Source organism: Ureibacillus sp. FSL K6-3587, assembly GCF_038593165.1.
GTDB lineage: Bacteria > Bacillota > Bacilli > Bacillales_A > Planococcaceae > Ureibacillus > Ureibacillus suwonensis.
Map to the genome: position 1 here is coordinate 557411 of NZ_CP151969.1, position 20556 is coordinate 577966.

Here is a 20556-nt window from a genome sequence, read left to right on the forward strand (position 1 = left end):
TTCCCGCATAAATCCAATCCCCATTCCAACCTGACTGCTCGCCGGACTCGGTAAGAATTGACACAGCGCGACCAAATCAGCATATGTTTTTTCATCTAACCATTTTCGCCGATTCACATATTCCTCGCGAAAATATCCTAAATGAGCAATAGGCCCCCCGAAAGAAGTCAATCCTAACCGGGTAGCTGTTTTCAACACTTCCCAAACAGAACCTCTTTGTTCCTGTTGCAACTTAATTTCTTGATTCAACGCGTATTCCTCCTAATGATATAATATCTTGTTACTGCTATGACGTACTGTACCACATGTAACAAACTCACCAAGTTTAAGCGCGTTAATCCTTTATTTCTTTAAATAGCGCATAAGCTTTTTCTTTCGCTTTCATAAGTACCTCATTTCCTTTTTCGGTTGTTCTGTAATATTTTCTAATCTTCCCTTCCACAGTTTTTTCTTCTCTTTCTAATAGATTCGCTAACTCCATCTTGTGCAGTAAAGGATACAAGGTTCCCGCGCTCATCTGATAGCCGTGTTTCTTCAGTTCTTCTAACAGCCATGAACCAAATATGGGTTCTTTCTTTAGCATGATATAAAATGTGTATGTGAATAAAACCAAGGAGCCATTTACGCAACACTTTATTTTCCATCACGTTCCCTGTTTTTGGCAAGTAGAAAATGTATGAAATGGCAATTAAAAATGCATACATACACTTGCCAAATTCCATGGTTAACGTTGAGAGATTGAGTCTTTGTATCGGTGACTTTCACCATTGAAGATGATTAAATGAGAATGATGAATCAGCCGATCAATGACGGCCTCTGTTAAAATGGGATCGCCAAAGACATTATTCCATTGGCTAAACGGTAAATTGGTTGTCACAATGATGCTTTTGGTTTCATAACACATGGAAATAACTTGAAATAATAACTCTGCCCCCTGTTTATGCAATGGAATATAGCCCAATTCATCAAGAATCAAGAGATCCAACTTTTCGATTTGATTGAGAAATTTACCAAGGTCACCTTTTTCATTGGCCTCCAATAAAGCATTGACAATGGAGGCGGCCGTATAGAACTTCACTCTTTTTCCTTGTTTTTTCATCAAATTGAGGGCGATGAGAGTGGAAAGGAATGTTTTACCGGTTCCCACTCCGCCATAGAAGATAAGGTTTTCCTGATTTTTCGTAAACTCACCTTCTAAAATATAATCTTTTGTGATGCCTGGGGCTAGTTGAATCTCCCGCCAATCATAAGGTTTATTTGGAATTTTCGGCAATGTCGCCTGTTTTAGTAGTAAATTTATCCTTCTCTCATCTCGATGCTGCACTTCTCGTTCAAACAGCTTCAGTAAAAATTCCTCCTTTGTTTCCGCATGGATGGTATGGTAATTGGCTGGAATCCAGCTTAATTTTAGTCTTTTGGCATATTCCTTAATCATTTGTTCCATGATGCCACATCTCCTTGGGATTCGAATAGGCGGTCATAATGCCTTACTCCTCGGATGGCTTCCGGCATATCTGGAACGTGTTTTTTCGGTTGAATTGGCTCTCGTATACCTCTTCCATTGATTAATTGATAAAATACCTGTTTAATCGATTCTACTTTCGGATGACCATACTGGGAGGCAATCCTCAAAGCCTGTGTCGAAACTTCGAAATCATGTTCTTTTAGTAAAACAGCTAGTAGTTGTAATGCTTCCTTCTTTTCTTGAACGGTACAATTGGAAAAATAATTTTTCCATTCTTCCGGCATCTTTTCATAGAAATCCGTATATTTTAATGCATTTGGCCTTTTGGCCATTAACGTAAGATATGGTTGCCATTTCATTGATTTTTGTTTTGTGCCATATAAACGCTCGTGCTTGATAATCAGCTCATGCTCTTCTGTTAAAATGGCAATCTCATGATAAGAGATCTTTGCCAAAACCTTTTGTTTGGCAAAACGGGGAGACGTGGAATATAAATTGTTTTCTAAATGGATGAAACCGTACTTATCAGCCGTGACCTGCTCATATCGGACACATTCAAATTCTTTGGCTGGCAATTGAAGAAATAACGCTTGTTCTTCTTCAAATAATTCAGCGATGAGTCGCTCCTTCTCATAATGCGGACGATTCCAGTCCTTCTCACATTTCTCCCATAAAGATTCATTAAAACTTTCTAGTTGATAGATTGTTTGTTCAGGTAAAAAGAAATTGTTTCGAATATATTTCACCTTTGATTCGACATTCCCTTTTTCATTTCCGCTGGCTGGGTTGCAGAACTCGCATTCAAAGCCATAATGTAAAACGAATCGTTGAAATGTCTCTGTCAATTCTCTTTCTCCGTTTGGCAAGATCGTTTTTACGGCAGGGGAGAGATTATCAAAACGAATGACCCTTGGAACCCTTCCCATATAGTGAAAGATTCGTTTTAATCCTTCCAAGAAACATTCTTGATTTTGAGCTGGCATGACTTGCACATAGGCCGCATTACTGTAAGGGAATGAAACGACCAGGTAAGGAAAATCGACGTATTTCCCCTGATAGAGAAAAGGAGCTTCTCCAAAATCAACTTGAGCCGTTGCAGGTTTCGATTCTAAAGGTAACGCAGCTGGTTCACTTTGTTCGAGCAGTTCTTGTTTTCTTTTTGATACATAGAGCCGAACAGAACGATCTGAACCTGTAAATCCATATTCTTCTTTTAAGATTTCATACATTCGTTTCGCAGTTCTTCGATATTTTTTCTTCTTTGTCAAGTCCTCTTTAATCCATTGATCCAATATCGGTTTCACTGGATCCATCACTTTCGCTTTTCTCGTTTGTTTAACTTTTGAGGGATTGAAGTCTTCCATTTCCGCATACTTCTTCACTGTTCTTGGATCACGATTCATTCTTTTGGCAATATCGGAATAGGAACATCCTTTTTGGTTTGCTTCATATCTGATATAATGAATTTCAGCCACTGCTAACATCTCCTTGAATACCTCCCGTTGAACTGTTTTGTCCAACTAGGAGGGTAGTGTATTTGGGGAATGTTGGCAAGTGGTTTTTTGTTTTATAGGACCTGCATAAATTAATTGCCAAACGTTACATTTTTAGGGCTCTTACGTATATTTGGTGAAGGTCCATAATTTTACTTTTATAGTATAATAAAAGAAAAGGTGTGATGAATGATGAATCGTCAAATCCATTGGTCTTCACCAGATCCTTTCCTAGAAGTTCTCGATATTCAAGAAGAACCATCCTCCATTACCTTTATTGTTCGAAGCACTCATGAATCCTGCCCTTGTCCTCATTGCCAAGTGCCTTCCACACGTCCACACAGCCGATATACACGCATGATTCAAGATTTGCCGATTGCCGGAAAAGCTGTTTCCATCCTGCTTATCACAAGAAAATGGTTTTGCGACCAACCCAATTGCACCCAAAAAATTTTTACTGAACGGTATGATTGGATTTCCAAAAATGGACGCCGAACTTTACGGTCCGAAGAAGTATTACGTAAAATCGCGTTTTCCACCAGCTGCCTCAATGGCGAAAAAGTAGCGAAAGCCCTGTCTCTCCCTGTCAGCCATGACGTATTGCTCTCCCTTATTCGGAAAACGGAGATTCATCAAGAGGTGTCCCCCTTTTATCGGAATCGATGACTTTGCTTTTCGGAAAGGACACAGCTATGGCACGATCATTTGTGATCTGAGCACGCACAAGCCTGTTGCATTACTTCCGGAACGTTATCCGGAAACCATATCAGAATGGCTAAAAAATCATCAAAACATCCAAGTTGTCAGTCGTGATGGCTATCAGGCTTTTCGGAAAGGGATTCAGAACGCTTCGCAAAGTATTTTGCAAGTATATGACCGATGGCATTTTGTCCGGGCGGTAAAGAAGCAGATCGATGCTTGCCTCACCTCGATTCTTCCTTCCGTCATCACGTTGGAAAAAGAAGAAACGGACCAACAAACCTTTCCGCATGAAACCAAACTGCAAAGGAGACAAAAAGAAAGAGCCGAAAAGAAATGGATGATGATCAAAAGCATTCAACAGGAATACAAAAAAGGAAAGAAAAAAGCGGAGTTGGCCAGAGAATTTCATATGGATCCCCGAACCATTTCAAAATATCTCAACATAACCGAGATGCCGGTTCAAGTAAAAAGAAAGCGAAAACGGCAAACCGATGGTTTTGAGCAATACATTCAGCAACTCGAACAAGAGGGCAAGACCATCCGTGAAATTGATGCGCAACTTCGTAAATATGGATATACGGGGACACTTTCAGGTGTCCGCGTTGCAGTCGAAAGCATACGAAAAGAAAGAAAACGGCAGGGGATTAAGGAATCTTCCGTTCGAATTTCCAGACGGCAAATGATTTCATATGTTTGGAAACGAAAATCTAGACTTTTAGAAAAGGAACTGCAACTTCTTGAACAATCCTTTAAGATGTACCCATCCCTTCATTCTTTCCACCAAATGGTTCAAACATTTAGAGAAGCATTTGATGAACGGAACTATCCGGCATTTTTCAAATGGTTGGAAAAACAATTGTCTTCTCCAAACAATCATTTATATGATTGTGCACTTCGACTCCGTAGGGATTTACAGTCGATTAAGCTGGCATTTAGTACTTCCTACAGTAACGGAGTTGTGGAAGGCCATGTTCACCGATTGAAGCTGATGAAACGAATCATGTATGGCCGGGCAAAGCTGGATTTACTTGAAAAACGAGTGTTATATCATTTATAAAATGTTTTTTAAAAAATTAATAAAGAGATGAAGGACTGTACATATATGGTTTCACCAAAAGAACGTAAGAGCCATTTTTAGTTTGCCATAAACAACGTTCCCCTTCATGATCGAATTTCGATATCGAAAATCGATAGCATCGTATCACGTCTACATGGTGTTTTTCAAGAGAGACATTATTAAGATAAGGTTAATTTTGTGTACCTCTCTCTTAACAAGATGATGGATAAAAGTTTGTGTAAAGCATTTTGCTAGACCAAAAGAAAAAGGTAGGGGATTTTCTGATTGGACCAAAAATCTTAGAGAAAGGAGTACCCTACCTATGACTAAAAGGATACCGAATGTCGACTGGGCAAATCGACTGGAAAATGCCATTCGTCGCTTTGTGAAGGAAAAATTCGAACTGATCATGCGGAAAGAAATCAAACATTTCCTCGAAATCGAACCAGCGGACACATCCAATATGAGAAACGGCTACGATCAACGAAATCGAGATACGCAATATGGTCGGATTGAAGGTCTTTTGGTGCCAAGAGAACGAAACCATATTTTTTATATCTGAATACTTATGATTAGAACCAAATCCTTGAATAGGCCTAGTTTTTTGCTATGTTGAACAGTTTACTGGACTTATGTTTCTTGTGGATTTAATGACAAAAGTAAGCAAGTAAAATGCCCATTCGACTCACAACTTCCGTAATTAAAATAAAACGATCAACTTACTAATTTCGTTTTTTCGACACCTGTCCAACTAAAATTAGCTTCTCAAAAATTAGTAAGAAACTTTAAAGTACAAAAAATAACCCTTTCTGAAATAGAAAGGATTATGTCAAGTCAGATATGTTTCTATTTTCGCCAGGCATTCATCAATGATTTTATCTATTTCTTCAATTTGTGCATCTTCTGGATTATACTTCTTTAAAATTTTTAGATTACGAGCTTTCCAATCCAATGATTTAATTTGATCAGTTAAAACTACCCCTGTTATTGGATAGCCATCGCCATCAGGGGATATTCCTTCTTTTGGTAAATCCACTTCGAAGGGATAACCCTTCTTTTGATTGGTAATCGGACAAACAGCTATAAATCCTGTTGCTTGATTGAATTCTTTAGGCGATAAAACAATAGCATTCCTTCTCCCAGCCTGCTCATGACCAGCTTGTGGATTGAAGTTTAAAACAACGAAATCGCCTCTCTCTGGTACGTCTGCTGGCATTAAATCAATTCACGCCCTTCTATCCCGAAATCAATTTCCTCGTGTCGATTTTCAGGTGTAATCTGTGATATTAGTTCTTCCAGTGTGTATTTCTTCCGTGTTCTTTTTGGCTTTAATGTGATGATACCTTCATTTCCAATCACATTTAATTCTATTTCGGAACCTTGTTTAATCCCTATTTTATCAGCAACATCTTTTGGGATACGAATGCCCAAACTGTTTCCCCATTTTTGAGCAACAACTGTAGACATATAGTCCCCTCCTTTACTTTGGTTTATTTTGCTTTCTGAATGTTCCTTTGAGTTCATTATATCACCCCCAACCCAAAATGTATATACATAGTATATACATTCTTCCGAAAAATGATACCCCTGATTTTTCGACAAACAAATATTCTCGTTGCAAAGGCGATCATTTGAATCGATTAATTAAAAATGCTTTTTTCAGACTCAAAAGCATAAATCAACAAGTATAGGTACAAATGTTGAACTGCGAAATGATGTATAAAGCTTTACCATAACAAAAAAGGTAGGACCTTCAAGGAGAATCTAAAGCATCTATATAAATGTAACTTAGAAATTCAACTTCCGTATAATATTGGTTCATTTGGTCGATACTGCTCCTAAGAAAGCGAACGGAAAAGGAGTAGAGCATCACCGATGAAACGATTGAAAATCACAGATGACCACGGATTCACAGCTCGGAAATTACGAAAAGAAGAACGGAAAATCAAAGATGCTTCTTTGCGTCAACGAGTGACCGCCGTCCGATGGATCATGGAAGGCTATCTTGGGAAAGAAGTGGCAGAGATGTTGAACCACCACGTCAATCTCAGCGGTTAACATACAAATGGACTCAAACGCAGCTTTGATATATTGAATATCATTCGAAATTTGTCTGGCTAAAAAGCAATATCTTTGGTTGGTCTAGATTTAAATTGTGTTAAGGAAAATAAAACGAGACCGCCTTTTAGAACAAATTTATCCCGATAATTAGAAATGGAAAGTCGATATAGTAACCTTTCTTGAAAATACAACAATAAAATTAAATAAAAGGTTTTTCCGCTTTGTTTGGCAATATTCTTTAGTCTTTCTCTAACTGAAGCAGGTATATTTTTAACATTTCCCATTATAAAAGCACCTCTAAGTATTTTAATAAAACGGTCTTGATGCGCATTTTCTCAGCACATTCCACCAATTTACTTATATTTTTTTCAGGACTTTGTAAATAATTTCGCAAACCTTCTTTCATTAAATCGATTCCTATTTTTTCTCTGTATCGAATAATATCACAAATCGTTTTTTCACGATTATAAATGCTTATTTTATGGCCACCTACCTCCACTTCTTCAATTCCATATTCAAACTGTTTTTTTGAAAAGTAGAAAATTTTAATCGGTGGATAATCAGGCAAACTGGGTTTCCTTGATTTTCTTTCAATAGCAATTTGGTACTCCCACGGGTTATAAGTTGTTAACTCATAAAAAGACAACGCCGACAAAAGACAAAGAACACCATTCGGGACAACTTTTGATACTTCAACCACTTCTTCATTTTGATCATTTTCAAATTCAGCATAACGGTAAAGTCCACGTTTGATTCGAGATCATCTATTCTTTCATTTATTTCTTTTATAACTATATCCGGCTCTTTTCGAATCATCGACATATAAATCCCCCTTCACGATCAATAAGTACCCCATCTTAAAAAGAACAGGAACAGGGGATCTAGAATGAATATTTGATTATCTTTCCATTCAAAGACTTGATAAATAGGCTCACTAGAAAACATGATATCATGCAATTTTTGAAGAGAATCTCTAATCTTGTTCTTCTCGATTTTTTCCTTTGAATTAATTACTAGCAGCTGATCGATTCTCTCTTTCATTTCGTCCACTGACAGGCTAACGACAGGTGGATTTTGAGCAATTGCTTTTAATAAAATATGATAAATATCCGCTTTTTCTCCATTTTTTAATTGATATTTTTTTCTTTCTTGTCCCCTTGTGGATGGACCGGCCATTAACTTTTTAACCACTTCTTGATACGGTAAGTTAATAGTAGTGAACCGATAACTTTCTTCCAATTTTTTTTCGTCATTTATTTCCTTTATACTTTCATCTTCATCAATATTTAAAATAAGCGACAGATTCAAACAAATTGACTGCATTAACTGTGGAGATGTAAGGCTTTCTAAAGCCATTTTTGAAGCCAATTCATCACTTATTTTGATGCCAAGCTGCTCAAAACCAGTAATCGCAATTTCCTTTAACTCATCTTCTTGCCATGGTTCGATATTAATTAAATTTAATCTGCCGCTCAAATCTGGATTTTTCCTAATAGCGTCATCCGCTCTATGAGGTAGTGATATAACCACAGCTTTAAATTCTCTTCTAATGGCATCTTTTAATTGATAAGCGATATCTAACTGCACCTCTTCAGGAGCATAATGGAAATCATCCAGAACTAACACAAAGTTATTTTTTTTAAAAAATTCAATCACTTTATCCTTATTTGATCCATACTTTTCTCGAGTAGAAATTGATTTATCTTCTGGATTATTATCAGTGCCTTTTAGCACAGTCGTTTCTGAGTATTCTCCTTCAAGAGGCAAACCGACTTTATTTGCAACAACTTCCCAAAAGTCTTTTGCATTTTTAAAATCACTACCTGTTAAAGAAACCATATTTTGCGGTTCGATCACTTTTTCACATAAGACAGTCTTCCCTGTTTTAGATGGACCAATAATGGACGTTAAATATCCCGGTGTATTAAGAGCTTGCTTCAAACGTGTTTCATACGTAAAACCGAAACCCGAAGACTTTCTAGAAACGTATGTGTATTTCGGAAATGATCCCGGTTTGAACACTTCATTAGAACGAAGCTTTCTCAAACCATATTCCTCCTTTTCACACCTTTATATATCTTAATACTAATATTTTAACCTAATCATCACTAATATTAAACCTAATAATATAAAAAAAGACCTTTATGGACCTTTTTGTACTTTTCACGACCTTTTCATCTTATACTTTTCATATTTATCTAAACATCAAAGCACATAAGGAGAGATCAACGATTGACAGATACGAAATTTTACATACATTGATCCCTTCCTCCAAAAACAAATTCCTTGGAGAATGTTCTCTCCAAGGAACAACTTCGATAATATAAGCGTATGAATGATACGCTAAACTTGAACATGCAGGTTATGGTCATGATCCTGTTTACTACTACCGTCAATGATGAAAGCAGTATTCAATGCTTGCGAGATTTTAAAAAGTGTCCCTACTCTCGGACTCGTAAGCCCTGCTTCAATCCTTCCAATTGTGGATTTTGGAACTCCAATACGATCTGCAAGTTCCTGTTGAGACATATTCAGCTGCTTCCGTCTTGTTTTGATCTGTGCAGCTATCGTTCCTTCTAATTGAAGTTTTTGAACATGCAGCTCACCTCGAATAGCTGCATATTTCTTAAAAAAATCACTCATTCTTTTTTCCTCCCAGTTGATTAATAAAGGCAAGGATCAAAAGCGCAATAACTTTCATATGCTGATTCGGCAGGCTCAATATCCTCTCGTCTTATCGCTCCGTTATACTACTTGTCGAAATAATGAAGCAGTATGACTTTTGAATTTTGAACCAGTATTACAGTTGCAAACTTATCCGCTTGTCCTCCCGAATGGTCACTTGAACATCTTTATCTTTAGTTATGATGTCGTTTATTTCTTAATGAAGAAACCTCATTTACCTGTGTTAAAGCCGATGATAAAATGAATCCGACTCTAAAATTCATTTTAAAGATTTCATGATTGACAACAGAATTAAAAGAAAATCTCTATTTTCCTCTCTTCTATCCATTTGGCGAAATTTGCATTTTTAATTTCTGTATGGAATGACTGTCCATCTAACGAATAAATGACCTTCCTTGACTCGTTTCGACCGCTACTCTGCACAAAAGCATAGATTTCTTCTGAGCTTAATTCCGTATTCTTAATGGATAATTGTAGAATACAGTCATAAGACAGCAGGATGTATTGCTCTTTAAACATCAAAAAATCATCGACACCTAATATTCGAAATAAACTTTCGTTATTGACAAAAGTATTATACATCGTATATACACCTTTGCCGTCATCACTACATATATAGGCAGGACCGTAGTACTGATGAACAAGCAATAATGAGAAAAAACAAATAAAGCGCTCTCCTGCATGATTTCCGTTATGTAAAATGATTTGTCTCAATTTCGGAAGATCCGAAAAAGAGGATAATTCACATCGTTCCAGATTATTAATAATATCTCTATTTACTCTGAAAGCTTCCAAAGCTAGTTGTTTCATCGCATCAAATATGTATTGCTTTTTCGTCATTCCTTTTTCTAATAATTGATAAATGGTTTCCATCGATATAATGTACAGCTGTTTCTTCGCCGATAATTGTTTGAAAAGCTCAAAGTAATAATAGTCATACCGTTCTTTGGTTGGTATATTCCTAAAAGACTCTTCTAACACTGCATCAGGAATAAGAAAAACCGGGGACTGATTAAACGCCTGCAGCAAAAGCGGCAAATTTGATATTTGTTTTCTTAATTTCGTTAAAATCATATTATCTAACATATAAAATGTTTGGTGTTCGTTTAGTGACTGGTACAATTGCTCCGTATTATCTGAAATAAACGGACGAACAGATTCTAAAACAGGAGAATCGAGGACCTTCATCCTTTAGTCCCCCTTTGATCACGCACTGACGCCAACACTTGTTCATATAGCTTATCATAAGATTTTTTAATCGATTGAAGATCCTCCTCATACATCAACCCTTTTGCTTTTTCATACAATTCATCAAACCCGCTGATGTTTATTGTATAACTAGGCTCGAAAAATGATTTGTCTATATCATGAGGAATACGATTTCTATAATCATAGTCCAATGCATTTTTCGCTTCGTTAATCGTGATCAATTCGTTTTGAGCAAGTTTCACAACTAACGCTTTATACGGGATCTGGAAGATACTGATTAATCGCATAATTTTTTCCGGAAGAGATTGTTTCATGTGAGCGGTTTCTAAAAATTGAAAGCTTCTTTCTAACACAAAGTCATTAATTAAAAATTCGGAAGCGAAGAGATTAGGAAGCCGCTCTTTTTCATCATAAATATGATCAATCATGATAAAATTTTGGTCAGGGTTCTTAATTTTATCTCTGTCAAAAAAGAAATGATAAAACTCATGCGCCCACATGAAATTTTCATATATTCTCGGCTGTGCGGTATTAATATGGACATAATAATCACCGTTATAGTAATACACAAGCCCACCATAGTCAGCATTTTGAATCGGAAACTGCAATACATTTGCATGCTCGTAAAGATAAGTTTTTATAAAATCAAGCGGCTTTACATGAGCAAGAGGATCTCCGAGGGAGTAAATACGGTCCATTGCCTTTTTAATTTTCGGCAAATGTGTTTTGTTATGCTCTAGAATCATTTCAAGATTATCTTTTGTAATCAATGGACTGCCCCCTTGGATTTTCCGAATTTGTGACTGATTTTAAAACATCGATCAGTTCAACAAATTCGCTAAAAAGATGCATACCCTTTTTTAATTCTTCGTCCACTGTACCGTGAAACGAAAGTGCCACATAATTCATAAAGGCATCAGATCGGCTACGGTCAAACGTTTTTTCTTTGAATTCCATATCTGCCTTGTAAAAAAAGAACGGATCTTTAATGCGGAATAGCTTATTGATCTTTGCAACATACTCCTCCACATTTCCTTCGCCTTTTAAGAAATTATAATAAGCTGTCTTCTTAATACCAGTGCGTTCCATCACCCATGAATGTTTAATACCTTTACTTTCTATATATTTTTTGACATTCTGACCTACAATTTTGTTTGTATTTACCATACGCTTCACCTCCGTATCTACAATAAATTATAAATAAGAATGTATGATTTTCTATATATTTTCCTCAAAAAACGGAATATATGATTATTTTATGCAAAAAATTATTAAAAAGTTCTTGATCAAACTTATTTTTTTCTTAAAAAGAGGAATGTATTGCTATATGTTGCCTCCTTCCCTTATAACTTTTTAGCTAAGAGGTCAGGGGGTTCTTCCTAATTGCACAAAAATAAAAAATCGTTATCTTCATTAGCTTTTCGAGTATTCTAAAACTAAAATAACTTCTTCTTTATATTCCTTTTTTCAAATTTTTGTATCACAAGCTTCATCAGCAACCTTTTCATAAAAATAATCAAGTACAACACGTTTTTTACTCATCGAATTACATTCTCCTTAACGCCTGCATCTGCTCTTCTCGTGATGTGTCTACATAAATAGCGGTTGTTTGAATACTTTCATGCCGAGCAAGCCGTCTAATAATTTCAATGGGCGTTCCAGCATTGGCTAGGTTTTTACAAAAACTATGACGGAAGCGGTACGGGGTAATGTTCTCCATGTTGGCTAAATCCGCGTATTTCGTTAGCATTTTTTGAATGGCCCGCTCTGTTAGAAACATGGATCTTTCCGATACGAATAAACGTTGAGATTCCTTATGAATGCTCTTCTCAAGTCTTTGACGGTATTTTAACCACTTTCTCAGGTTTCTTGAATACTTTTGAACGAGCAAAACAGAGGCATATTTATTTCCCTTCCCTTGACGAACAGTAATTTCAATATCATTTCCTTTGGTTTGAATATCACTTAATTCTAAGGATGCTACTTCGTTAACCCGCAAACCTGCATAAAGCATTAGATCGATGATCGCAAGGTTACGGAGGCGTTTAAACTCATTTTTTCTAATTCAACATAGCTTATAAACCGTTCTTGTTCTTCTTTGGTTAACCATTTTGTTTGGCTGGAACTTTGAGCATACTCGATTTTTTCCATTTTGATTCGATTCATTGGGTTATCTTTTATCAGGCCGGTCTCAGTTAAGTATGAAAAAAATATCTTTAATGCAGCAATATATTTGGGCTCTATAATATTTGGTGTTGGTGAGTATAAACCAGCACCAATTTTTTTGAACAAAAAAATGAGACAGTGACAAAACTCTGGTAAAATGTAATCGCCAAAACACATTTTCCAAAGGAGTTGTGTCACATGTCTCACCATCATTCTATACGAAACCTACTCAATATAAAAGACAAAAATATCACATTTGATGAAAATTTTTGTGCAGAAGAACTCATTAAAGGGGTCCAATCAAAAGTCTTTTATGGCCAATTAACTTACCAACCAAAAGCTTGTTATGCTTGTGGACATGTCTTTGATGTTCAAATCATTAAACACGGTTTTAAAACGTCTCTCATTAAAATGCCTAGTGTTTCAGGTTTTCATACCTACTTAAAATTGCGTAAACAGCGTTATTTCTGTAAACATTGTCATTCCACGTTTACTTTAAAAACGAGCGTCGTGGCTAAAAACTGTTGTATTTCCAACAATACCAAAGTAGCGATTGCTTTAAACGCCAAAGATAAAATATCCGAAAAAGATATTGCGATGAAACATAATGTTTCTCATGCCACTGTCAGTCGTGTCATTGACAGCTTTTATAGCTATTATCAACCAAATGTTCACTACCTTCCAAAGCATTTGTGTTTTGATGAGTTTAAATCAGTGAAATCCGCAGCTGGAGCGATGTCCTTTATTTTCTGCGACTCTGAAACGGGGGAGATTGTGGATATCGTGGAGGACCGGAGATTACATGTCCTCAAAGAGTATTTCTTACGGTATTCCAAGAAGGCGAGAGATGCGGTAAAAACGATTGTCATCGATATGTACAGCCCTTATATTTCCTTAATCCAAGAAGTTTTCCCTAAAGCGGAAATCGTACTCGACAAATTCCATATCCTCCAACTATTTAGCAGAGCTTTAAACAAAACGCGCATCAACGTCATGAATCGGGATAAAAAGAATTACAATAAATTAAAAAAATACTGGAAGCTCCTTCTGAAAGATCAAACAAAACTTGATTATAAGAACTATAAATATCATCGTTGCTTTAAAAAGCATATGTGTGAGGTGGAGATTCTCCACTATCTCATTGATTTAGATTCTGAATTAAAAGCGTCCTATGAGTTATATCAATACGTGCAACATTGCATCAAAACCAAAGACTTTGAGCTCCTAAAGAAAACATTAGAGAATAAACAAAATATCGTTTCCAGCTATATGAAAACCGCCATCAAGACAATCAACAAATACATCAATTACGTCGAGAATACGCTAAAGTACGATTATAATAACGGCATTTTAGAGGGGATTAATAACAAAATCAAAGTGATTAAACGCATTTCTTTCGGTTATCGATCCTTCTATCACTTTAGAAACCGAATATTCATTACCCAAAACTTAGCGAAAATAAAAACAGCTTAGGGGAACCTCGAATTTCCCCTAAGCCATCCGATTACATATTACCAAATAATGTCACTAAAATTTATTCACCAACACCATTTGACAAAGAACCAAAATTTATTCACCAACACCAATTGACAAAGAACCAATAAAAGTCTTGCGGAGAATTACTCTCCACAAGACTTTTTATCAGATATTAATACTAATTATTATTTTACAGTGATTAACGTACCAGATTTAATTTTGTTACCAGCTGCATCTGCGCCTGTTGTTGAAGAAGCAGTTTTTACTTTGATTGAAGATAAATCAGCTAGAGCAACTTTGCTAGAACCATATACAGCTTCAGCTGCTGCTTTGTCAGCAAATGTACCTTGTAATAACAAGATATCTACTGTTGCACTATATAATCCGTCACCATCCACATCAACATATAGTTTTTCATCTCCAGCTAATGCAGTTCCGCTATCGAATGAAAGTACAAAATCTACTAAAACTGAACCAGCATCTGAACCAGCAGTCACTGGTGTTACTGTATATGAATTTGTATTTAATGGTGTGCCTAAACCATTTAAGTAGAATTCAAAGTCGCCTTTAACTACACCTGATACAGATTCAGTAAATGATAATGTAATTGTATTGTCAGAATTGATTTTTGCTACATTTAATACTGGTTTAACATTATCTTTTAAGCTTACATTGTTAACAGCTACTGTATCAGCAATATTTCCAAAAGTATCTTTAACTCCGGAAATTGTAAATGCATAGTTTGTACGAGTTTCAGATACAGCTTCGTCTCCTAAGTGGATTGTTACTGTATAGTTTGGAGCAGTACCTGAAATTGTTACATATGAATCAGATGGTAATGGTTTTCCATCTAAACGATAGTTATCGATGTTTTGAACAGTAGATTTGTCAAGGTTTTGTTCAGTAATAGTAAATGAAATTGTATTATTAGTATTATTACCAGCAACATTTGAAACTACAGGTTTTGTTGTGTCAGTGATTGATTCATCTAATTTAACATTGTTGAATGTTGCCCCTGCGTTTTTGTTTGCTCCAAGAGAAGCATCAGTAGTAATTCCTGCAGAAATACGAACTGTTGCTGATTTAGATGTTGTAGGAATAGTATTCGTAGTAAAAGGAATCACTAAAATTTTTGAGTTTTTAGAATCCAAAACAGGATCTCCAGGAGTTACATTACTAGAAATATCTGTTCCATCTTGGTCAATGATTGTAACTGAAGAACCAGCTAGAATACTTGTTCCTGGGTCAACGACATCTTCATTAAATGTTAATACTAATGCACCATTTGCATAAGTATTTCCGTCGTATGTGTCACCTTTTGGTAATACTCTAACAGCTTGAATTGTAGGTGCTTGAGTATCTTTATTTAATGTCACAGTTTTTGTTGTTGTTGGAAGTACATTACCTACGCTGTCTTTAATGTTGCTGCTGAATACTAGAGTTAAAGCTTCGGAATCAACTCCAGAATATAAACCGCCAGTGAAAGTGATATCAAATGTTTTATTTGATGTGTTTGATACTGCAGATACTCTGTAGTCACCAACTGACACAGATACACCATTACCTCTAACAACTGTAATGTTTGATGATGCTAAAGTTGAAGCATTCATTGATTTATCAAATGTTACACGTACTTTATTATCGCTAATAGTTGTAACCGTAGAGATAGTTGGAGCAGCATCATCTTTCACAACAGTGAAGTTTGTGCTTACTGGGTTAATAATGTTACCAGCATAGTCTTTTGCGTTAATGATTTCTAATGTGTAAGATTTTCCAGCTTCTAAGCTGTCTACAGTAGTTAAAGTTAATTGATTTGGTTCTGATCCAGCAGTTACTGATGCAACTTTACCATTAACTTTGTAAACACCTGTAGCAGGGTCTACTGGTTCACTGAAGTTTAGAGTCACATTTTTTGTTGTTGTAATAGCTTTAGCTTCTGCGCTTACTAGTGTTGGTGCTACTTTATCGTCAACTTTTAATTCTGCTGTGTATTTAGGGAATGCAGAACCGTCAGTAGCTTTTACACCATCAACTTCGAATACGAATGGAGTACCTGATTGAGTAACTTTTGCTAAAGCTTCTATAGTTGTAGACGCTGTAATTGTTACAGATTTTTTGTCATCAGAAACTGATACTTTTGCTGTAGAATCTGTAGTTGAAACTGCTTGTCTTGCTTGTGAAGCATTTTTAATGTAGTAGTTACCTAAGTTTTTAGCAGTATCACTATCAACTTCTTTGCTGAAATTGATTTGAATTTGTTTAGCATTAATTACGTTAACAGATACAACTTTTGCTTCTTTAACTGGTGCTTCATAGTTGATTGTACGGTTTAAGAATGAAGCGAATTGACCGCGAGTGATTGCGCTTGTTGGGTTGAAGTTTTCTACAACTGTAATACCAGCGTATTCTAAAGCAGTGATTGCTTCAACGTTTTCAGTTGAGTAAGCTTTGTCTAAGTCTTTGATTTTTGAAGTGTATCCAGCATCTTTGTATTCTTTAATTAAGTCAATGCCTTCTACAGTTTTGATAGCACGTACTAATACAAGTGCCATTTGTTGGCGTTGCATTGGTTGGTTGTAGTTTAGGTTGCCGTTAGAACCGTTGAATACGCCAGCATCTTTAACTAGTGCTGCGTATTTTACTAATTCAGAGTCAGCTGCGTTTACTGGAAGATCGTTGAAGCGTTGTACTGTATTCCAGTTTTCTGGAACTTTGTAACCTTTAGTTTCTAACCAACGGCCTAATAATTTAACAGTTTGTCCGCGGTTGATTTCTGCGTTTGGTTTGAATGTACCATCTTCATAACCTTTGATGATACCAGCGTCTGATAAAGCTTTGATTGCATCAGCATGAGTGTTGCCTTCGATGTCAGAGAAGCTGGCAGCTGAAGCAACAGGAACGATTGCGCTTGCAACCAATGTAGCTGTAGCAGCTGTTGCTACGAATTTTTTATAGTTCTTTGGTTGGTTAGCCATAGAAAGATTTCCTCCTCTTATTTCACATAATATTTTTAGTTATCCTCAAAACATATGAGAACTATAAACTATTACAAGTAAAAGTTTAGTAGTCTGCGAATGGGTTGTCAATCTTTTTTTGGCAACATTTCCATTGCGGTTATATGATTGTCACATTCATGAAATTAAGGATAACTAACAATCTCTTATATTATGACATAAGTTATTTGTAAAAAACAACCTCAATCAGCAATTCTCTCATATTTTTTCTAGATTTTTTTCATTTCTACTAATGTTGGTCCATTTTTTCATGACATTGGGGATGATTTGCTAATTTTTGCTGATTGGTTCTTTTGTTCCAATTGTTTATTCATGTTCCGTTTCATTCACCCGACACCTAGTATATTGGTGGCTATTTGGATTTATGACTGATTTTTTGTTGGGGTTGGGATTTATTTGGGTAGGAGTTGGCGCGATCGGATGGATAGAATTTATTCCAATGGAAGCATCTTGTGGCACCGTTTGGATTTTCTTCCTATTATAAATAAGGGTTGGTGAGCAGGAAAAAGGCCCCAGCAGTGAATTGCTGAGGCCTCTTTCCTGGGCTACCAACCATTTTTTCTTGCAGGGAAAATTTTTCCATCTATTTTGTAGAGGAAATCTTACTACTTACTTCAGTTTAACACCATCAGTGTAAATACACAATAAATTATTACAAAGATTACAAAATAATTTTCTATTGCATAATTTTGTGGAGTTGAGGGAAATGTTGCTAATTCGCTTTTTTGCTGCGGATGACTTCGATTAAAAATTTAGGCAATGCCATTTGTCTCTTGATTCTTTTTGGCTCCAGCATCAACCGGTAAAACCATTCAAGCCCTATTTTTTGGAAAAATTCCGGCGCCCGTTTGACATTTCCTGCGAGCACGTCGAAGGATCCTCCCACCCCTTGATAGATGATTGGGTATAATTGGTCGCGGTTGGCATTGATCCAGTTTTCCTGTTTTGGGCTGCCCATTGCGACAAAGAGGATATCCGGTTTGGCTTCATTGATGTTGGCTACGACTTTTGCATTGTCTTTTTCGTAACCGTGCTGGATGCCGGCGATTTGGATGCCAGGGTAAAGTTCTTTCAGTTTTTCCGCAGCGGATGCGGCAACTCCCGGTTTTCCTCCATATAAGAAAATCCGTTTTTGTTTTTTCGCCGCTTCTTCACAAATGCGCATCATCATGTCGATGCCCGTAACCCTTTCGATGATGTTCCCTTTTTGAAGTTTGGAGGCCAGGATGACACCAATGCCATCAGGAATTTGGAATTCAGCTTCGTTCAATAGTTTTTTGAGAGCCGGATCGTCTTTCGCTTTCATGATTTTTTCCGGGTTGATGGCGACAATGAGTGATTTTTCTTTTTTCTCGATGCGGTCAAAAATCTGCTCGATCAGTTCGTCGTAGGTTTCTGTGTTGACTTGTATGCCTAAAACTGTTTCTTTCATTTCCATTCATCCATTTCGATTGTATTTTTTCCGTTTATCATCATACCAAAAAAAATGAGAATGTACAGAATTTGAAAGTTAAAAATTGGTGACATGGCGTTTACAGGTGTTACACCTTATTTTTGGCACGGGGGTGGAAGGATATGCATTTTGAGGCGGGGGTTATTGCCTTTAGACGCGGGAGACTTCATCCGCGGGAGCCCCGTTCCATCCTCTGCACCAAAAGAAAAACGGCAGAGCTTCTACCCTGCCGTATATTCTTCTTATTTATTTTTTGAATCGCCGAGAAGATGGCATTGGAATCCGGCTTCTTTCCATTTTTCGCGATCCAAGCAGTTTTTCGTATCAAGCACGATTTTGTGTTTTGGCGTGATCGTTAATGGATTGTATTCTTTGAATTCTTTATGGTCCGTCAACACAAGCAGAATGTCCGCACCGTTTACGGCTTCTTCCAAGCTTTGTGTTTGGGTTGGGTGTTTGTTTTCTTTAATATGCGGGTCGAAGGAAACGACTTCCAAGCCAAGTTGTTGAAGTTCGTGGATCACTTCTAATGATGGGCTTTCGCGCATGTCGTCCACATTTCCTTTGAAAGCAAGGCCAAGCACTGCCACTTTGCCGCCCGCGATTTTATTTTCATTCAAGATTTTTTGCGTTTTTTGGGCTGTGAACAACGGCATGCCATCATTGATTTTGCGCGCAAGGTGGATCATTTGCGCTTTTTCTCCGCCAAGTTCCACCAAGAACCATGGGTCAACGGCGATGCAGTGTCCGCCCACACCTGGTCCTGGGAAGTGGATGTTCACGCGAGGATGGAAGTTCGCATAGTGGATCGCTTCCCAAATGTTGACATCCCATTCTTCAGCCAATTTGGCCAATTCGTTGGCGAACGCAATGTTGACATCACGGTATGTATTTTCCATGACTTTCACAAGTTCCGCTGTTGTGGCATCCGTTAAATGGATAGGGCCTTTCACGAAGAGTTCGTAAAGTTCTTTTGTCATTTCCGCAGATTTTTTATTGATCCCGCCGATGATGCGGCCGTTGTTGATCAATTCTTCAAAGATGCGTCCCGGAATTACCCGTTCTGGTGAGTGGGCAACAAAGAGTTCTGTTCCGATATCCAATCCTGTTTTGATCAGTTCAGGAATCATCACGCGTTCCACTGTTTTTGGCGGCACTGTGGATTCCAGAATCACCAAGTTGCCTTTTCTTACGTAAGGCACGATGGATTTTGTGGCTTCCCGCACGTATTCAAGGTTGGCTGTTTTGTCCGGATTGATTGGTGATGGTACGGAGATGATAAATACATCCGCTTCTTGCGGTGTTGTGGAAGCAGTCAAATATCCTTCATCCACCGCTTTGTTGAGCCGTTCTTGCAAGCCTGGTTCTTCAATATGTAATTTTTTTTCTTGAATGCTTCGAACGGCATTCGGGTTGACGTCTACTCCATGAACTTTGACTCCATGGTTTGCAAAAGTGACCGCTGTTGGTAATCCGATGTAACCTAGTCCGATCACACACATTGTTTTTGTCATGTTAATCGTTACTTCCTTTCAATGTTCCGAAACGGGTGGATGGAGTGTTGACAGTGCTGAGATTTGGTTATGGTTCTTGATGGTGTTGTGAAGGAGCCCAGGATTGTCGGCTCCACTTTGTGTTCCGCGCTTTATTGAGGGAACTTCAAATCCTATGCACTCCACGACCCGTTTGTTTTAGGGTGTATTGATTTAGAATGTTTTATTCGTCGGTTTGTATTGTGTTGAATTTAATCATACGAGTTTTAGTATACAACTTTC

General features: G+C 37.1%; 18 protein-coding genes and 5 pseudogenes. 5 read left to right on the forward strand and 18 right to left on the reverse strand.

The features are described from left to right. Positions 1-3: 3 nt before the first annotated feature. The 4 genes and pseudogenes from NSS77_RS02695 to istA all read right to left on the reverse strand — a co-directional run. Positions 4-249, reverse strand: a pseudogene (locus tag NSS77_RS02695) (chromate transporter); the annotation flags it as partial. Between the two features lie 85 nt (positions 250-334). Next, positions 335-644 (reverse strand): annotated as a pseudogene (locus tag NSS77_RS02700) (PadR family transcriptional regulator). Positions 645-724: 80 nt separating this feature from the next. Beyond that, positions 725-1444 (reverse strand): IS21-like element helper ATPase IstB, encoded by a 720-nt coding sequence (gene istB / locus NSS77_RS02705; protein ID WP_342470246.1) that lies wholly within the window; start codon positions 1442-1444, stop codon positions 725-727. Continuing rightward, a complete protein-coding gene (istA, locus tag NSS77_RS02710) occupies positions 1432-2949 on the reverse strand; it encodes an IS21 family transposase (protein WP_013401401.1) in 1518 nt (505 codons plus the stop codon). Before istA ends, istB begins: the two co-directional genes overlap by 13 nt. Positions 2950-3147: 198 nt before the next feature. Between istA and NSS77_RS02715 the strand changes: the two genes are divergently transcribed. The 3 genes and pseudogenes from NSS77_RS02715 to NSS77_RS02725 all read left to right on the forward strand — a co-directional run. Then, positions 3148-3624 carry a transposase family protein gene (locus tag NSS77_RS02715; RefSeq protein WP_340714495.1) on the forward strand — a complete coding sequence of 159 codons (477 nt, stop codon included), beginning with the start codon at positions 3148-3150 and terminating at the stop codon, positions 3622-3624. Continuing rightward, complete coding sequence (locus NSS77_RS02720; RefSeq protein WP_340714494.1) at positions 3551-4717, forward strand: ISL3 family transposase; 1167 nt, start codon at positions 3551-3553, stop codon at positions 4715-4717. Before NSS77_RS02715 ends, NSS77_RS02720 begins: the two co-directional genes overlap by 74 nt. A gap of 322 nt (positions 4718-5039) precedes the next feature. Further along, positions 5040-5261, forward strand: a pseudogene (locus tag NSS77_RS02725) (transposase); the annotation flags it as partial. A gap of 285 nt (positions 5262-5546) precedes the next feature. On the opposite strand, the gene NSS77_RS02730 reads toward NSS77_RS02725, so the two are convergent. Together NSS77_RS02730 and NSS77_RS02735 are read right to left on the reverse strand one after the other, a co-directional pair. Continuing rightward, positions 5547-5933 (reverse strand): type II toxin-antitoxin system PemK/MazF family toxin, encoded by a 387-nt coding sequence (locus NSS77_RS02730; protein ID WP_033843013.1) that lies wholly within the window; start codon positions 5931-5933, stop codon positions 5547-5549. Then, positions 5933-6241: an AbrB/MazE/SpoVT family DNA-binding domain-containing protein gene (locus NSS77_RS02735; protein WP_342470270.1), complete on the reverse strand. Its 309-nt coding sequence runs from the start codon at positions 6239-6241 to the stop codon at positions 5933-5935. Before NSS77_RS02735 ends, NSS77_RS02730 begins: the two co-directional genes overlap by 1 nt. A 351-nt stretch (positions 6242-6592) precedes the next feature. Between NSS77_RS02735 and NSS77_RS02740 the strand changes: the two are divergent. Beyond that, positions 6593-6751: pseudogene (locus NSS77_RS02740) on the forward strand (IS630 family transposase); the annotation flags it as partial. Positions 6752-6834: 83 nt separating this feature from the next. On the opposite strand, the gene NSS77_RS02745 reads toward NSS77_RS02740, so the two are convergent. The 9 genes and pseudogenes from NSS77_RS02745 to NSS77_RS02785 form a co-directional block, all read right to left on the reverse strand. Next, positions 6835-7062: a nucleotidyl transferase AbiEii/AbiGii toxin family protein gene (locus NSS77_RS02745; protein WP_342470271.1), complete on the reverse strand. Its 228-nt coding sequence runs from the start codon at positions 7060-7062 to the stop codon at positions 6835-6837. After that, positions 7062-7535: pseudogene (locus NSS77_RS02750) on the reverse strand (Abortive infection protein AbiEi); the annotation flags it as partial. The pseudogene NSS77_RS02750 and the gene NSS77_RS02745, both read right to left, overlap by 1 nt. Positions 7536-7618: 83 nt before the next feature. Beyond that, positions 7619-8824, reverse strand: coding sequence for an ATP-binding protein (locus NSS77_RS02755; protein WP_342470272.1), 1206 nt, complete (start codon positions 8822-8824; stop codon positions 7619-7621). Between the two features lie 297 nt (positions 8825-9121). After that, positions 9122-9421, reverse strand: coding sequence for a helix-turn-helix transcriptional regulator (locus NSS77_RS02760; protein WP_342470273.1), 300 nt, complete (start codon positions 9419-9421; stop codon positions 9122-9124). Positions 9422-9754: 333 nt separating this feature from the next. Continuing rightward, positions 9755-10651 carry a hypothetical protein gene (locus NSS77_RS02765; RefSeq protein WP_342470274.1) on the reverse strand — a complete coding sequence of 299 codons (897 nt, stop codon included), beginning with the start codon at positions 10649-10651 and terminating at the stop codon, positions 9755-9757. Beyond that, on the reverse strand, positions 10648-11442 hold the full coding sequence (locus NSS77_RS02770; RefSeq protein WP_342470275.1) for an ImmA/IrrE family metallo-endopeptidase: 795 nt from the start codon (positions 11440-11442) through the stop codon (positions 10648-10650). The genes NSS77_RS02765 and NSS77_RS02770 overlap by 4 nt, the downstream gene beginning before the upstream one ends. Then, positions 11426-11839 (reverse strand): hypothetical protein, encoded by a 414-nt coding sequence (locus NSS77_RS02775; RefSeq protein WP_342470276.1) that lies wholly within the window; start codon positions 11837-11839, stop codon positions 11426-11428. Before NSS77_RS02775 ends, NSS77_RS02770 begins: the two co-directional genes overlap by 17 nt. Before the next feature lie 379 nt (positions 11840-12218). Further along, positions 12219-12686: a site-specific integrase gene (locus tag NSS77_RS02780; RefSeq protein ID WP_342470277.1), complete on the reverse strand. Its 468-nt coding sequence runs from the start codon at positions 12684-12686 to the stop codon at positions 12219-12221. Then, a complete protein-coding gene (locus NSS77_RS02785; RefSeq protein ID WP_342470278.1) occupies positions 12686-13051 on the reverse strand; it encodes a hypothetical protein in 366 nt (121 codons plus the stop codon). The genes NSS77_RS02780 and NSS77_RS02785 overlap by 1 nt, the downstream gene beginning before the upstream one ends. On the opposite strand from NSS77_RS02785, the gene NSS77_RS02790 reads away from it, so the two are divergent. Beyond that, complete coding sequence (locus tag NSS77_RS02790) at positions 13037-14311, forward strand: ISL3 family transposase (RefSeq protein WP_342470279.1); 1275 nt, start codon at positions 13037-13039, stop codon at positions 14309-14311. The two genes, NSS77_RS02785 and NSS77_RS02790, sit on opposite strands and share 15 nt — an antisense overlap. Before the next feature lie 188 nt (positions 14312-14499). Here the strand turns inward: NSS77_RS02790 and NSS77_RS02795 are convergent, their stop codons facing one another. From NSS77_RS02795 to NSS77_RS02805, 3 genes are all read right to left on the reverse strand, one after another. Beyond that, positions 14500-17289, reverse strand: coding sequence for an S-layer homology domain-containing protein (locus tag NSS77_RS02795; protein WP_342470280.1), 2790 nt, complete (start codon positions 17287-17289; stop codon positions 14500-14502). A gap of 751 nt (positions 17290-18040) precedes the next feature. Further along, on the reverse strand, positions 18041-18760 hold the full coding sequence (locus NSS77_RS02800) for a WecB/TagA/CpsF family glycosyltransferase (RefSeq protein WP_342470281.1): 720 nt from the start codon (positions 18758-18760) through the stop codon (positions 18041-18043). A 263-nt stretch (positions 18761-19023) separates the two neighbouring features. Further along, on the reverse strand, positions 19024-20295 hold the full coding sequence (locus tag NSS77_RS02805) for a nucleotide sugar dehydrogenase (protein ID WP_342470282.1): 1272 nt from the start codon (positions 20293-20295) through the stop codon (positions 19024-19026). Between the last annotated feature and the right edge of the window lie 261 nt (positions 20296-20556).

Excerpts from the sequence above, each read along its gene's own strand:
- istB (WP_342470246.1), bottom strand. The coding sequence starts at position 1,444 with ATGGAACAAATGATTAAGGAATATGCCAAAAGACTAAAATTAAGCTGG.
- istA (WP_013401401.1), bottom strand. The coding sequence starts at position 2,949 with ATGTTAGCAGTGGCTGAAATTCATTATATCAGATATGAAGCAAACCAA.
- NSS77_RS02715 (WP_340714495.1), top strand. The coding sequence starts at position 3,148 with ATGATGAATCGTCAAATCCATTGGTCTTCACCAGATCCTTTCCTAGAA.
- NSS77_RS02720 (WP_340714494.1), top strand. The coding sequence starts at position 3,551 with ATGACGTATTGCTCTCCCTTATTCGGAAAACGGAGATTCATCAAGAGG.
- NSS77_RS02730 (WP_033843013.1), bottom strand. The coding sequence starts at position 5,933 with ATGCCAGCAGACGTACCAGAGAGAGGCGATTTCGTTGTTTTAAACTTC.
- NSS77_RS02735 (WP_342470270.1), bottom strand. The coding sequence starts at position 6,241 with ATGAACTCAAAGGAACATTCAGAAAGCAAAATAAACCAAAGTAAAGGA.
- NSS77_RS02745 (WP_342470271.1), bottom strand. The coding sequence starts at position 7,062 with ATGGGAAATGTTAAAAATATACCTGCTTCAGTTAGAGAAAGACTAAAG.
- NSS77_RS02760 (WP_342470273.1), bottom strand. The coding sequence starts at position 9,421 with ATGAGTGATTTTTTTAAGAAATATGCAGCTATTCGAGGTGAGCTGCAT.
- NSS77_RS02765 (WP_342470274.1), bottom strand. The coding sequence starts at position 10,651 with ATGAAGGTCCTCGATTCTCCTGTTTTAGAATCTGTTCGTCCGTTTATT.
- NSS77_RS02775 (WP_342470276.1), bottom strand. The coding sequence starts at position 11,839 with ATGGTAAATACAAACAAAATTGTAGGTCAGAATGTCAAAAAATATATA.
- NSS77_RS02780 (WP_342470277.1), bottom strand. The coding sequence starts at position 12,686 with ATGCTTTATGCAGGTTTGCGGGTTAACGAAGTAGCATCCTTAGAATTA.
- NSS77_RS02790 (WP_342470279.1), top strand. The coding sequence starts at position 13,037 with ATGTCTCACCATCATTCTATACGAAACCTACTCAATATAAAAGACAAA.
- NSS77_RS02785 (WP_342470278.1), bottom strand. The coding sequence starts at position 13,051 with ATGATGGTGAGACATGTGACACAACTCCTTTGGAAAATGTGTTTTGGC.
- NSS77_RS02795 (WP_342470280.1), bottom strand. The coding sequence starts at position 17,289 with ATGGCTAACCAACCAAAGAACTATAAAAAATTCGTAGCAACAGCTGCT.
- NSS77_RS02800 (WP_342470281.1), bottom strand. The coding sequence starts at position 18,760 with ATGAAAGAAACAGTTTTAGGCATACAAGTCAACACAGAAACCTACGAC.
- NSS77_RS02805 (WP_342470282.1), bottom strand. The coding sequence starts at position 20,295 with ATGACAAAAACAATGTGTGTGATCGGACTAGGTTACATCGGATTACCA.